Here is a 14,030-nt window from a genome sequence, read left to right on the forward strand (position 1 = left end):
AAGCCGGGTTCCGAGCCCGCGTGAAGGGGGACTTTTCGATGCCCGTCTCCGTCGTACGGTTCAATCTGGTCGAACCCGATGGCACCCCCGAGTCGCTGAGCGCCCGTTACAAGGCGGCGGTAGAGATGGCCTCGTACGCCGACGACCGGGGCGTCGACACGGTGCAGACCGAGGAGCACCACGGCGCCGCCAACAACTGGCTGCCCTCCCCGTTCACCTTCGCCGGCGCGGTCTTCGGCGCCACGCGCCGCATCGCGGTCACCGTCTCCGCGATCATCGGCCCGCTGCACGATCCGCTCCGCCTCGCCGAGGACATCGCCGTACTGGATCTGCTGAGCGGCGGCCGTCTCGTCACGGTGGCCGGGATCGGCTACCGGCCACAGGAGTACGCGCAGTTCGACGTGGAGTGGACGCGGCGCGGCAAGCTCCAGGACGAGCTGCTCGAAACGCTGCTGAAGGCATGGTCCGGCGAGGAGTTCACCTTCCGCGGGCGCCAGGTACGGGTCACCCCGCGCCCGCTCACCCAGCCGCACCCGCTCCTCCTGGTCGGCGGCTCCTCGCAGGCGGCCGCGCGCCGGGCGGCCCGGCTCGGCCTGCCCTTCTTCCCGAGCGCGCATCTGCCGGAGCTGGACGCGTACTACAAGGAGCGGCTCGCCGAATACGGCACCGAGGGCTGGACCATGATGCCCGCGAAGACCACGTCTCTGCTGCACCTGTCCGAAGATCCGGACCGCACTTGGGCCGAGTACGGCGCGCACTTTCTGCACGAGGCGCGGACGTACGCGTCCTGGCAGTCGAGGGACATCCGGTCCGCCGTGAAATCGGCGGCGACGACGGTCGACGAACTGCGCGCCGAGGGCGTCTACCGGATCCTCACGCCGCAGGAGTGTCTGGCGCAGGGCCTCGAGAACTACGTCCTGCATCCGCTGTCGGGCGGGATGCCGCTCGACGAGGGGTGGCGCAGCCTCCACCTGTTCTGCGAAGACGTACTGCCCCGGCTCAAGGACCTGGCGTAGGCCGGTGAGCCGGGGCAGTGACGTGAACGGGGAGATGGCAGCGGGGACTTGATCCATCTCCCCGGGTCTCGCGGGGAGCGGGGCGCTTGTCAGCCCATCTCCTCCAGGGACTTGCCCTTGGTCTCCTTCACGAACTTCATCACGAACGGGATGGAGATCGCGGCGAAGGCACCGTAGATGATGTACGAGCCGGTCAGGCTCCACTCGGACATGCTCGGGAAGGTCTTGGTGATGGCGAAGTTGGCCAGCCACTGGGCCGAGGCCGCCACACCGAGCGCCGCGGCACGGAGCCGGTTCGGGAAGATCTCACCGAGCAGCACCCAGACCACCACGCCCCAGGACAGGGCGAAGAAGAGCACGAAGGCGTTGGCGGCGATGATCGCGGTCAGGCCCTGCGCGTTCGGCAGCGAGACGTTGTCGCCGGTGCCGGTCCGGTACGAGAAGGCCCAGGCGCAGGTGAACAGGGCGAGCGCCATACCGGTGGAGCCGATGATCGCGAGCGGCTTGCGGCCGATGCGGTCGACGAAGACCATCGCGATGACCGTACCGATGATGTTCACGATCGACGTCTCGAACGAGTACAGGAACGAGCTGGAGGGGTCCTTGCCGATGGACTGCCACAGCTGGTTCGAGTAGTAGAAGATGACGTTGATGCCGACGAGCTGCTGGAAGACCGACAGGAAGATGCCGATCCAGATGATCGGCAGGAAGCCGAACTTGCCGCCGAGCAGGTCCTTGAAGGACGACTTGTGCTCGCTGCGCATGCCTGCCTCGATCTCGGCGATGCGGGTGTCGGCGTCGATTCCGGTGCCCTCCACCTCGCCGAGGACCTTCTTGGCCTGCTCGTGGCGGCCCACGGAGATCAGGAAGCGCGGCGACTCGGGGATCGCGAAGGAGAGCAGCCCGTAGAGCAGGGCCGGGATGACCATGACGCCGAGCATCCACTGCCATGCTTCCAGGCCGCCCAGCTTGCCGCGCTGGTCACCGTCGGCCATGTTCAGGATGCCCCAGTTGACGAGCTGGGAGATCGCGATGCCGATGACGATAGCGGCCTGCTGGAACGAGGCGAGCCGGCCGCGGTACGCGGGCGGGGCCACCTCGGCGATGTAGGCCGGGCCGATCACCGACGCCATGCCGATGCCGAGGCCGCCGATGACCCGCCACATCGTCAGGTCCCAGGCCGCGAAGGGCAGGGAGGAGCCGATGGCGCTGATCGCGAAGAGGAAGGCGGCGATCTGCATACAGCGGATACGGCCGATGCGGTCGGCGATGCGTCCGGCGATGGCGGCACCGACGGCGCAGCCGAGCAGCGCGGACGCGATGATCCAGCCCAGGGTGTCGGCGCTGACGTCGAACTTGTGCTGGATCGCGACGGTCGCGCCGTTGATCACGGAACTGTCGTAGCCGAACAGGAAGCCGCCCATCGCGGCCGCCGCCGTGATGAAGATGACGTGCCCGAGGTGATCGGGCTGGGCGTTTCTGGCTCCTGACGAAGGTGCCTCTGTGCTGGTCACGTGTACTCCTCGGGCCACCGGCCTCGCTGCCGGGGGTGGGGGCGAGCCCTTCCAGTGGCGCACAACTGCACGCCGCCCACCACCTGAAGGTAAAAGCAACGTTGCGAAGACTATGCCTTCAAGTTTCGAAGTCAATAGTGAGGCTGGTGTGAGTTTTTAGGCACTGAAGTGGCAGTTGAGTTCAAGACTTGAAGACTGCCTGAGGACTATGTGGGCCGTTGACGACTCTTGAATGCTCAGCGCAGCCGCTGGCTGATCACCTTCGACACCCCGTCGCCCTGCATGGAGACTCCGTACAGGGCGTCCGCGACCTCCATCGTGCGCTTCTGGTGCGTGATCACGATGAGCTGCGAGGCCTCCTGCAGCTCCTGCATGATGCGGATGAGGCGCTGCAGATTCGTGTCGTCCAGGGCGGCCTCGACCTCGTCCATCACGTAGAACGGGCTGGGGCGCGCCTTGAAGATGGAGACCAGCAGAGCCACCGCCGTCAGCGACCGCTCGCCGCCCGAGAGCAGGCTCAGCCGCTTGACCTTCTTGCCCGGCGGGCGGGCCTCGACGTCCACGCCCGTGGTGAGCATGTTGTCGGGATCGGTCAGGATCAGCCGCCCCTCACCGCCCGGGAACAAGCGGCTGAAAACGCCCTCGAACTCGCGCGCGGTGTCACGGTAGGCCTCGGTGAAGACCTGCTCGACCCGCTCATCCACCTCCTTCACCACCTGAAGGAGGTCGGTGCGCGTCTTCTTCAGATCCTCCAGCTGCTCACTGAGGAATTTGTGGCGCTCTTCCAACGCCGCGAACTCCTCGAGAGCCAGCGGATTGACCTTCCCGAGCTGCTGGTAGGCGCGCTCGGCGGACTTGAGCCGCTTCTCCTGCTCCGAACGGACGAAGGGACGCGGCTTGTTGCGCGGATGCTCCGGGTCCTCCGGCAGTTCCTCGCCCTCGGCGGGGAGCGAGGGCGGCACGGGCTGGGCCGGACCGTAGTCCGCGACAAGCCCGGCCGGCTCGACACCGAGTTCCTCCAGCGCCTTGGTCTCCAGCTGCTCGATCCGCAGCCGCTTCTCGGCTCCTAGTACCTCGCCTCGGTGAACTGAATCAGTGAGTTTGTCGAGCTCCGCCTTGAGATCGCGGCCACGGGCCCGTTCGGCGACGAGTTCCCGCTCCCGCTCCGCCTTGGCCCGCTCCGCCAGGGTCCGCTCGTCGTCGGCCCGGGTGACGGACACCTCGACGTGCGCGAGCAGCTGGCGGGCGCCGGCCGCGACCGCCTCGGCAACCGCGGCCTCGTACTTCAGGCGGGCACGCTGTCGCTCGGCACGCGCGCGTGCCTCGCGTTCGGCGCGGGCGGCCCGGTCGAGCGAGTCGGCCCGCCCGGCGAGCCCCTTCACCCGCTCCTCGTGCGTACGTACCTGGAGCCGGGCCTCCATCTCCGTCTGCCGCGCGTTGGCCCCGTCGGCGGAGAGGCGGTCCCGCGCGGAGGTGTCCGGTTCCTCGTCCCCTCCTTCCCCAGAGGCTTGCTCCTCGGCCACCGCCAGCCGTTCCGCCAGCTCCTCCGCTTCCATGGCCGCCTGCTCCAGCGCGTCCTGCGCCTTGGCCGCCGCGGTGGCGCTGCGCTCGGCCTCACCCGCGGCGCCGCGCGCCTGGCCGGCGAGCCGCCCGAGCTGCTGGGCGCGGCCCGAACGCTCCCGCTCTATGGCTCGCTGCCGCTGCCCCAGTTCCTCGACGAGCCCGGCGCACTCCTTGCGCCGGTCGATCGCCGCGTGCTGCGCCTCGGCCAACTCCTCGCACTGCGCGGCCAGTTCCTCCAGTTCCGCGGCGGCCTCGTCGACGGACGCCTGCACCTCCAGGAGGCTGGGCGCCCCCGCGGACCCGCCCTGCGCGAAGTGTGCCCCGAGCAGATCCCCCTCGGCGGTCACCGCGGTCAGCTCGGGCCGCGCATAGACCAGATCCTCGGCATCCTCGAGCGACCCCACGACCACGATCCCCCGCAACAGCCGCCGCACGGCGGGCATCAACTCAGCGGGCCCACGGACCAGCTCGGCGGCGGCCGGGGGGTTACTGGGGCGCTGGTCGGGGGCGGGTTCGGGGGACGGGCGGTTGGTGGGGGCGGCTGACGGGTCGGCACCGGGCCCGGACGACGGGCCGCCCCGTTCCTGAGCAGCTGTTCCCAGCAGGCCGCCCCGCTCCAGCGCTGAGGTCCCGGGCAGACCATCCCGCTCCAGCGCAGACGCCCCCGGCAGACCACCCCGCTCCTGAGCAGCTGCCCCGGGCAAGCCGCCCCGCTCCCCCGCAGACCCCCCGGACGGGTCCCCGGCCAGGACCAGTGCCGCCCGGCCCGCGTCCTGCTTGCGCAGCAGGCGGATCGCTTCCGCGGCGGAGGCGGGTGTGGTGACGGCGATCGCGTCGGCGGCCACGCCGAACGCGGCCGCGACCGGCACCTCGAACCCCGGCGTCACCGACAGCAGCTCGGCGGCTGGCCCGAGTACCCCGGCCAGCTGCTCCTTCGCCCCGAGCAGCGCCCCCGTACCGTCCTTCCTGCGCAGCCCGAGCGCCAGCGCCTCGTGCCGTGCGGCGACAGCGGCCCGCCGCCGCTCCGCGGACGTGGCCGCCTCACGCGCCGCGGACAGCGCGGACTCGGCCCCGGCGAGCGCCGCCTTGGCTCCTTCCAGCTGCTCTACGAGTTCCTCGTCCCCGGCGTCGAGCCCGTCGACCTCGGCCTTGAGCTGCTCGTACTCCTCCTGCGCGGAGTCGGCCCGCTGCTGTGCCTCGTCCCGGGCGGCGGCGAGCCGGTCGATCTCGGCCTGCGCGGAACCGGCCCGCGACCGGGCGGCGTTGACCTGCCCCTGCAGACGGGCCAGACCCTCCCGACGGTCGGCGATGGCGCGGGCGACGTCCTTCAGGCGCCGCTCCTCGACGGCCAGATCGCGCTCCAGTTCGGCCCGGTGAGCGATCGTTTCGTCCAGCGCGACCTGGGCCGATTCGAGTGCCGCCGCCAGCTCGGCCTCCTGCTCCCGCACCCGGGCGGCCTCGCGCTCCAGGTCCTCGGGGTCACGCCCGCGCCGCTCCTCGACAGGGGCGGAGGTGGCGCTCTTGACGCGCGCGTCGGCCAGCGAGATCGTGCCGCGCACCCGCTCGGCCAGCTGCGACAGCTCGTACCAGCTCTGCTGCGCCCGTTGGAGCCGCGGCGTCAGCTGCCGCACCTGGTCCTCCAGATGCCCCTCGCGCAGCAGCGCCTTCTTCAGTTCGCCCTCGGCCGCTTCCTTGCGCTGCTTCAGCTCGGCCTCGTCCGCGACCTCGGTGCTGAGCGCCTCCTGGAGACGTACGAGATCGTCGGCGAGCAGCCGCAGGCGCGCGTCGCGCAGATCGGCCTGGATGACGGCGGCGCGGCGCGCGACGGCGGCCTGCCTGCCGAGCGGCTTCAACTGCCGCCGCAGCTCATCGGTCAGGTCCTGGACGCGGGCGAGGTTGGCCTGCATCGCGTCCAGCTTCCGCAGCGCCTTTTCTTTGCGTTTGCGGTGCTTGAGGACACCCGCGGCCTCCTCGATAAAGGCGCGGCGCCCCATGGGATCGGCGTGCAGGACGCCGTCGAGCTGGCCCTGCCCGACGATGACGTGCATCTCGCGTCCGATGCCGGAGTCGGAGAGGAGGTCCTGGATGTCGAGGAGACGGCAGGTGTCCCCGTTGATCTGGTACTCGCTGCCGCCGTTGCGGAACATGATCCGCGTGATGGTGACCTCGGCGTACTCGATGGGCAGCGCGCCGTCGGAGTTGTCGATGGTGAGCGACACCTCGGCGCGGCCCAGCGGCGGGCGCCCGGTGGTGCCGGCGAAGATGACGTCCTCCATCTTGCCGCCGCGCAGCGATTTGGCGCCCTGCTCCCCCATGACCCAGCTCAGGGCGTCCACGACATTGGACTTGCCCGAACCGTTGGGGCCCACGACGCAGGTGATGCCCGGCTCGAACCGCAGCGTGGTGGCCGAGGCGAACGATTTGAACCCGCGCAGGGTCAGAGCCTTGAGATGCACGCCGTCGGACTCTACCCGGCACCTCTGTCTCACTCCATGAACCCACGGTTTCGCTGCTGAACGTGCAGGGCACATCAGACGTTAAGAAACCGCTTCGGTGCGCGGGGGGCGTTGAAACCGAAGCACAGGAGCCTGGAAAACAGAAAGAAGGGACGCCGAAGCGTCCCTTGCGTATTTCTGTCAAGCGGCTGGTACGAGCAGCTGCTCACGCGCGTCGCTGAGCGTGATCAGGTGAGCGCCGGCTCCGCCTGGGGTACGTCGATGCTCTCCATGAGAGAGTCGTGAGAAGCGGCAGCCGCGAGCGCGTCGTTCTCGGCCTGGATCCGTCCGAGCTCGGATTCGAGGTCCTGAACGCGCTGCTGGAGCCGTCGCATCTCGGAGAGGAGTCGCGGGTCGCTGCCGCCGACGTAACCGAGAAGCGCCTTTGCCATGATGGATGGTCCTCCACAATGAGTGACCGACCGAAGCGGTGTGGGTCGTGAGGGATTCGCACCCGCGGTGCTTGGCACTTCTTGTTGTCTTTGCTGCCGTTCTTACATGCCAAACAGCTAAGGTGCGCGGGGATTCCAGAGTCTCACCAAAAAGTTTGACGGTCAACACGATCACGCCCCGTATTGGCGGACAACCCGCGGGCCTCGCACCGTGAATGGTCCGGTGCGGCCTGTCCTTCGGGGCCCTGAGGGCGTAGTGATCTTCCGTTCTCCCGGAGCCTGCCACGAGCGCCCCGCCTTGGCAACCACCAGGGCGTTTCTGCCCCGAGCAGTTGCCGGTGGCACCTGTTTCCCGGGGGTACCGGGCCCCACCAGCAGTGACGGTTCAGCGAATGGCAAACCCGTCGTAGCCGCCCCGGGGCGTGTCCCAGATCTCAGTGACACCGTCGACGCGCCCGGGTGTGTCGCCGTCGTGGAGCCAGTCGAGCAGTTGCTGGCATGCCTGCCGCTGCCCCTCGGCGACCACTTGGACGCGGCCGTCCTCCAAATTGAGAGCAAAGCCACACAGGCCGCCGATCTCCATGGCTCGCGCACGGGTGAACCATCGAAAACCCACACGTTGGACGCGTCCCCGCACCCACGCCGTCAGCCGTACCTCTTCGTTCATGCGAGCACGCTAACCGGCCAATTGCACAAGGGGCACTTCGCCCCCTTGCGCCTTGCGGTACCGTCGCGGACCGATGAGCCTCACTCGTACGGGTGAGTCACATGGACGACCGCGAGGACGAGGAAGGCCACACATGGGACGCCACCGACGCTCCGACGCCGGCCGCGCCGCCACGGGCCGCGCCGCGGACACCCCGGAGACCCACCCCGAGGGAACGTACGCCGAACGCTACGGCGAGACGTACGGGGAGACATACGGCGCAGGTCAGGCGGGGTCGTACCGCACGTCGTACCCCGCGGCCCAGGGGCACGGGTACGCCACCGCACCCTCGCCGCGCTCCCCCTACATACCGGAGTCCTCTCACATACCAGAGTCCTCTTACGTAACGGAGCCCTCTCACGTACCGGGGCCCTCTTACGTACCGGCGTCTCCGGACCGCGCGTTCCCGGACCTGTCGGACTTCTCGGACTTCTCAGGCCTCTCGGGCTTCTCGGGCTTCTCGGACGACGACGCGACCGTGACCGGCGGCGTCTACGGCTCCATATCCTCGGCCGGCGGTTCGGCCCAGGAGCCGCACAACCGGTCGCACCGGCGCAAGAAGCGCAGCGGTGTCCCCGTCCGCACCGGGCTGCTCGGTGTCTCCGCCGCCGTCGCCCTGGGTGCGGTCGCGGTGGCCTCCGGGCTGATACCGGGCACCGACACCTACAAGTTCGGCGGCGACCACGACGGAAGCAAGGTGCAGGCCGCCGGCTCCCCCACGGTCGAGGCGCAGGGCGGCACGGACGGCCCGGTCGAAGACCGCGCCCCGTCGGCCGCGAGCCGCAACACCGAGCGCGCCACCCCTTCGGCCTCGCCCTCGAAGTCCGCTCCGGCCAAGCCGTCCGCCGAGCCCTCGAAGAAGCCGGCGCCGTCCAAGACGTCCGCCGCCCGCGACACCGGTACGACGAAGAGCGCGAGCCCGTCGGCCAAGGCCCCCGAGAAGACCGAGGCCCCGGCCGCCTCCGCGCCCGATCCGTCGTCGCAGGGTGGGGTCGCGGCGCAGGTGCTGACCCTCGTCAACCAGGAGCGGGCCAAGGCCGGCTGCTCCCCCGTGACCGCCGACAGCGGTCTCGCCGCGCTGGCGACCGCGTTCAGCGAGGACATGGCCGCACGGGACTTCTTCGACCACACGGACCCGGACGGCGCGACGCCATGGGACCGCGCCAAGAAGGCGGGCATCACGAACCTCGGCGGCGAGAACATCGCCCGCGGCCAGGCCAACGCCAAGTCCGTGATGGAGGCCTGGATGAACAGCCCCGGCCACAAGGCGAACATTCTCAATTGCGACTACAAGACCCTCGGCGTAGGTGTGCACTTCGGTTCCGGTGGCCCGTGGTGGACGCAGGACTTCGGCTTCTGAGCCCCGTTCCGTCACACTCGCCCCTCGCGCTTACTCCTGGATAGCGCAACCCGTCGGAGCGCGCTGTCCGGAGTACTCTCGGCGTATGGACACTATCGACCTCGCCTACGACGTGTTCTCCAAGGCGTGCCCCTCGCGCGGCACGCTGGAGCACGTGACGGGCCGCTGGGGCGCGCTCACGCTCGGGGCGCTGCACGAGGGTTCGCTCCGCTTCAACGAACTGCGCCGCCGGGTGGACGGCGTGAGCGAGAAGATGCTGTCCCAGACTCTGCACGCGCTGGAGCGCGACGGTCTGGTGCACCGCGAGGCCCAGCCGACGAACCCGCCGCGCGTGGACTACGAACTGACGCCGCTGGGCCGGGAAGTGGCCGACCGGTTGCTCTCCCTCATCCACTTCGTGGAGGGGCGGATGGACGACGTTCTGGTGGCGCGCCGGCGCTACGACGCCACGCGCGGGGCGCGCTGACAGCGCGGGCAGAAGTAGCTCGACCGGTTCATCCAGGCCCGGCGGCGCATCGGCGTGGCACAGCGCCGACAGGGTTCGCCCTCGCGTCCATATGCGTCGAGGGAGCGGTCGAAGTAGCCCGATTCGCCGTTCACATTCACATAGAGCGAATCGAAGCTCGTCCCGCCGACCGCGAGTGCCGCGTTCATCACGTCCCGCACGTGTGCCAGGAGTTCGGCCGTGCGCGGGCGTGTGAGCCCGGCGGTGGGGCGCTCGTAGTGCAGCTTCGCGCGCCAGAGCGCCTCGTCCGCGTAGATGTTGCCGACACCGCTGATGAGTGACTGGTCGAGCAGCGCCCGCTTGATCGTGGTGCGTTTGCGGCGCAGCGCCTCATGGAAGGCGGCGTCGTCGAAGAGCGGGTCCAGAGGGTCGCGGGCGATGTGCGCGATGACGTCGGGCAGACCGTCCGCACTGTTCTCGGCGGTCTCGTGCAACGAGAGTCCGCCGAAGGTGCGTTGATCGACGAAGCGGAGCTCGGTACCGAGGTCGTCGGCGAACCGGACGCGGATGCGCAAGTGCTTCTCGTCCGGAGCGTCGTGCGGCTGGACCAGGAGCTGGCCGCTCATGCCGAGGTGCGCGAGCACGGACATGTGCGTCGTCTCGAGCGGCAGCCAGAGGTACTTGCCCCGTCGGCTGGGCTCACCGATCCGCTGCCCCACGAGGCGGGACGCGAAGTCGTCACCGCCCGCGATGTGACGGCGTACGGAGCGGGGGTGCAGGACCTCCGCGCCGGCGACGGTCCTGTGCGCCACCCACCGCGCGAGCCCGCGTCGAACAACCTCTACTTCGGGCAGCTCAGGCACGGTTTCCTCCAGAAAAAGGGGCGGGTCGATGAGCCCTGGAAGGGGCGCGGGAAACTGTGCGACCAGCCCCGCCGAGCCGCGCATACAACACGACCTCAGGCCGCTGAAAAACGCCCGCCCCCACCGGCCGGAGCCGATGAGGACGGGCACAGGAAGCGCAGCGATCAGACGCCGGGGGCGGTGTCGGCCGCTGCCGGGTCGGAGGCAGCGGCCGAAGCCGCCGCCTTGGCCCGCTCGTCCGCGGCAGCGCGAATCGCACGCCACGCGGACTCGGCGGCCTGCTGCTCCGCTTCCTTCTTGCTGCGGCCGGTGCCGGTGCCGTACGAGACGCCTCCGACGCGGGCGGCAGCAGTGAAGGTCTTCTCGTGATCGGGGCCGGTCTCGGAGACCAGGTACTCGGGAACGCCGAGCCCTTCGGTCGCCGTGAGCTCCTGGAGACTGGTCTTCCAGTCCAGGCCGGCTCCCAGGTTCGAGGACTTCTCGATCAGCGGGTCGAACAACCGGTGCACCAACTCACCGGCCGCGTCCAGCCCTTGATCCAGATAGACCGCGCCGATCACCGCTTCAAGGGTGTCGGCCAGAATGGACGCCTTGTCCCGGCCGCCCGTGCCTTCCTCGCCCCGGCCGAGCCGGATGAAGGAGCCCAGGTCCAGCCCGCGGCTGACCTCCGCCAGTGCACGCGAATTGACCACCGCGGCCCGCAACTTGGCCAGCTGGCCTTCGGGCAGGTCGGGGTGGGTGCGGTAGAGCGTATCGGTGACCACGAGGCCGAGCACGGAGTCACCGAGGAACTCCAGGCGCTCGTTCGTGGGCAGTCCGCCGTTCTCGTACGCGTACGAGCGATGCGTCAGCGCACGCACCAGAAGGGCGGACTCGAGCTTGTACCCGAGCCGCCCTTCCAGAAGCGTGTGGGACGAGGCTGTGGTGTCGGCCTTTTTCTTGGCGTCATCCGCCGATTTATGGCTAGCCACTGTGCCTCTCACCAGCCGCTCAGACCTCGAGGACCTGGCGCTTGTTGTAGGTGCCGCAAGCGGGGCACGCGATGTGCTGCAGCTTGGGCTCCTGGCAACGCTCACACGAAACCAAGGTGGGGACCGCAGCCTTCCACTGCGACCGGCGGTGGCGCGTGTTGCTGCGCGACATCTTCCGCTTCGGAACAGCCACGGCTACTTCTCCTGCTTCTCGTCGACGCCCGACTCGGCGCCGCTCAGCTCGTCCTTCTCGCCGTCCTGGATGGATCCAGCGAGTCCCTGCAAAGCCGCCCAACGGATGTCGACGGCGTCATGATGATGTCCCGGTTCGTCCGCGAGCCGCACCCCACACTCGGAGCACAGTCCCTCGCAGTCGTCCTGGCACACCGGCTGCATCGGCAGTGCGAGCACCACCGCATCACGCAGCACGGGCTCGAGGTCGAACAGGCCGTCCTCGAGAAAGAGCCTGTCCTCGTCGTCCTCGGCGTCGTCGCCCGGTTCCGCTTTCACACGGCCCCGGTCGTCGGCGTCAGGGTACGAGAACATCTCCTGGAAGTCCGCATCGGCGTCGAGGCCGATCGGCTCCAGACACCTTACGCACTCCCCCTTCGCCAGTGCACGGGCGGTGCCTGTGACAAGCACCCCTTCCATGACTGACTCCAGTCGGAGCTCGAGCTCCACCGGGGCGCCTTCCGGCACCTCGATGACTCCCTGGATACCGAAGTCCCGGGGAGCGTCGATCGTGCGGGACAACCGCTGCATGGCACCAGGACGCCGGCCCAGCTCGTGCGTATCGAACACAAGTGGGTTGTGGTGGTCGAGGCGAGTACTCAGGGCTGTTCCTGCTTTCGATCTTCGAAACTCATGGGGGTCGCCACCGCGAACTTTCCGGGCAGCTTGAGATCACACGTGTACGCGCGACCGAAGAACCAGGGTACTGGACCATTCGCTCTCGGCCCAATCCGGTCCCGGCCACCCCGCGACGACCCCGGGAGCAGCGGCGTCAGCGGCCCTGCTCGTACTGGCGCATCTGCTCCAGGCTGATCATGCTCGTGTCGAAGAGACTGGTCTCGTCGAGCGCGCCGGCCTGGTCCTGCTGCTGGTCGTGGTGCGGCTGCTGGTCCTGGTGCGGCGGCTGCTGGTACCCGAACGGATCCTGCTGCTGGTACGCGGCGTAGGGATCCTGCTGCGGTTGCTGGTACGCGTACGGGTCCTGCTGCTGGTAGGCGGCGTACGGGTCCTGCTGTCCGTACCCCTGCTGCTGGTAGCCGTACGGATCCTGCTGCTGGGCGTACGCGTCGGCCGGCTGCTGCGGCTGCTGGGCCGGGATCTGCGGCACGGCCGTGGGGTCGGGCTGCTGCTCCTGGCCCTGCGCCGGGTTCCGGGACTGTCCCTGGGTCTGGTCCTGGCCACCGATCTCGGCGAGGCCCGCCAGGTAGTCGGCGTCGCTGGTGTGCGCCTGGGGGCCGCCCTCGCCGTCCATGGACAGGGCACCGAGGTCGTCGCTGGCGAGCCGGCCGTGCAGCTTCTGCCGGCCCTTGCCGACGGCGTCCAGGGTCTTGGCGAGCACCGCCTCGAAGGCGCCCAGCTTGGTGTCGACGTAGGCGTCGGCGTCGCGGCGCAGGGTCTCCGGGTCGTGGCTGCGCTCGGGGGCGTCCGCGTCCTCGTATCCCTGCTCGTCCGTGCCGGGACCGGTGCCGAGGAGCTTCTCGCGGCCGCGGCCGACCGAGCCGAGGGTCTTGGTGAGCACGACCTCGAAGTTGGCCAGCTTGGAGTCGACGTAGTCGTCGGCCTCCGCGCGGACCTCCTCGGCCTCCTGGCGGGCCTCGGTGAGGATCCGCTCCGCCTCGTTCTGCGAGCGGCGGGCGATCTCGGTGTCGGAGATCAGCGAGCCGCGCTCGGCGTGCGCCGTCTCGATGATCCGGTCGGCCTCCGCCCGGGCCTGCTCGACCATCTGCTCACGGCCGCCGATGAGCTCCTGGGCCTGCGCGAGGGAGCCGGGCAGCGCTTGGCGCACCTCTTCGAGCATCGCGAGCAGGTCGGCGCGGTTGACCACGCACGATGCCGACATGGGCATGGACCGGGCGCTGCCGACCGCGGCGACGATCTCGTCGAGCTTCTTCTGCACGTCCACCGTGTGCTCGCCACTCTCTCGTCTTGTCACCGAGGTGACAGGGGGTTTGGAGACGGACGGGACGACTGTATGCCCAACTGGCGGGTGGGTGTCACTTCTTGGGGAGGCGCTCGGTCAGTGCCTCGTGCACCAGCGGCGGGACCAGGTGCGATACGTCGCCGCCCCAGGCCGCGACCTCCTTGACCAGCGAGGAGGACAGGAAGCTGTAGGTGGGGTTGGTGGGCACGAAAAGGGTCTCGACGCCCGACAGACCGATGTTCATCTGGGCCATCTGCAGCTCGTAGTCGAAGTCGCTGACGGCGCGCAGACCCTTCACGATGGCCGGAATGTCGCGCTGCTTGCAGAAGTCGACGAGGAGGCCGTGGAAGGACTCCACCTCCACGTTGCCGAATTCGGCGGTGACCTCGCGGATCAGCTCGATCCGCTCGTCGACCGCGAACAGGCCCTGCTTGGACTGGTTGATCATCACTGCGACGTGCACGACGTCGTACAGCTTGGAGGCTCTGGCGATGATGTCGAGGTGGCCGTTGGTGATGGGGTCGAACGACCCGGGACAGACTGCGCGGCGCAC

The 14,030-nt window shown here is 69.2% G+C and carries 13 protein-coding genes; 3 read left to right on the forward strand and 10 right to left on the reverse strand.

Going from position 1 to position 14,030, the window contains the following annotated elements:
• Positions 1-38 precede the first annotated feature (38 nt).
• Positions 39-1,016 (forward strand): LLM class flavin-dependent oxidoreductase, encoded by a 978-nt coding sequence (locus tag ABD366_RS25085; RefSeq protein WP_324767424.1) that lies wholly within the window; start codon positions 39-41, stop codon positions 1,014-1,016.
• A gap of 89 nt (positions 1,017-1,105) precedes the next feature.
• Here ABD366_RS25085 and ABD366_RS25090 read toward each other — a convergent pair whose 3' ends face one another.
• From ABD366_RS25090 to ABD366_RS25105, 4 genes are all read right to left on the reverse strand, one after another.
• Positions 1,106-2,530: a sugar porter family MFS transporter gene (locus ABD366_RS25090; RefSeq protein ID WP_324767426.1), complete on the reverse strand. Its 1,425-nt coding sequence runs from the start codon at positions 2,528-2,530 to the stop codon at positions 1,106-1,108.
• Positions 2,531-2,766: 236 nt separating this feature from the next.
• Positions 2,767-6,549: an AAA family ATPase gene (locus ABD366_RS25095; protein WP_324767427.1), complete on the reverse strand. Its 3,783-nt coding sequence runs from the start codon at positions 6,547-6,549 to the stop codon at positions 2,767-2,769.
• A 227-nt stretch (positions 6,550-6,776) separates the two neighbouring features.
• Positions 6,777-6,980 (reverse strand): hypothetical protein, encoded by a 204-nt coding sequence (locus ABD366_RS25100; RefSeq protein WP_324767428.1) that lies wholly within the window; start codon positions 6,978-6,980, stop codon positions 6,777-6,779.
• Between the two features lie 385 nt (positions 6,981-7,365).
• Positions 7,366-7,647, reverse strand: a complete 282-nt coding sequence (locus ABD366_RS25105) for an acylphosphatase (RefSeq protein ID WP_324767429.1) — start codon at positions 7,645-7,647, stop codon at positions 7,366-7,368.
• A 133-nt stretch (positions 7,648-7,780) separates the two neighbouring features.
• Between ABD366_RS25105 and ABD366_RS25110 the strand changes: the two genes are divergently transcribed.
• Positions 7,781-9,046, forward strand: a complete 1,266-nt coding sequence (locus ABD366_RS25110) for a CAP domain-containing protein (RefSeq protein ID WP_324767430.1) — start codon at positions 7,781-7,783, stop codon at positions 9,044-9,046.
• Positions 9,047-9,131: 85 nt separating this feature from the next.
• The gene (locus tag ABD366_RS25115; protein WP_324767431.1) at positions 9,132-9,512 is read left to right on the forward strand and encodes a winged helix-turn-helix transcriptional regulator; all 381 of its coding nucleotides are present in this window, start codon (positions 9,132-9,134) and stop codon (positions 9,510-9,512) included.
• Here the strand turns inward: ABD366_RS25115 and mutM are convergent.
• The 6 genes from mutM to coaD form a co-directional block, all read right to left on the reverse strand.
• Positions 9,485-10,354: a bifunctional DNA-formamidopyrimidine glycosylase/DNA-(apurinic or apyrimidinic site) lyase gene (mutM, locus tag ABD366_RS25120; protein ID WP_324767432.1), complete on the reverse strand. Its 870-nt coding sequence runs from the start codon at positions 10,352-10,354 to the stop codon at positions 9,485-9,487. The genes ABD366_RS25115 and mutM overlap by 28 nt on opposite strands.
• A 164-nt stretch (positions 10,355-10,518) precedes the next feature.
• Positions 10,519-11,337 (reverse strand): ribonuclease III, encoded by an 819-nt coding sequence (gene rnc, locus ABD366_RS25125; RefSeq protein ID WP_324767433.1) that lies wholly within the window; start codon positions 11,335-11,337, stop codon positions 10,519-10,521.
• 7 nt (positions 11,338-11,344) lie between these two features.
• Positions 11,345-11,518 carry a 50S ribosomal protein L32 gene (gene rpmF / locus ABD366_RS25130; RefSeq protein WP_030361955.1) on the reverse strand — a complete coding sequence of 58 codons (174 nt, stop codon included), beginning with the start codon at positions 11,516-11,518 and terminating at the stop codon, positions 11,345-11,347.
• Positions 11,519-11,520: 2 nt separating this feature from the next.
• On the reverse strand, positions 11,521-12,159 hold the full coding sequence (locus ABD366_RS25135) for a YceD family protein (protein WP_324767476.1): 639 nt from the start codon (positions 12,157-12,159) through the stop codon (positions 11,521-11,523).
• Between the two features lie 169 nt (positions 12,160-12,328).
• Entirely contained in the window at positions 12,329-13,459 is a 1,131-nt protein-coding gene (locus ABD366_RS25140; RefSeq protein WP_324767477.1) for a F0F1 ATP synthase subunit B, read from the reverse strand.
• Positions 13,460-13,550: 91 nt separating this feature from the next.
• A complete protein-coding gene (gene coaD, locus ABD366_RS25145; protein ID WP_324767434.1) occupies positions 13,551-14,030 on the reverse strand; it encodes a pantetheine-phosphate adenylyltransferase in 480 nt (159 codons plus the stop codon).

It is taken from the genome of Streptomyces kunmingensis, assembly GCF_039533535.1.
Taxonomy (GTDB): Bacteria; Actinomycetota; Actinomycetes; order Streptomycetales; family Streptomycetaceae; genus Streptomyces; species Streptomyces kunmingensis.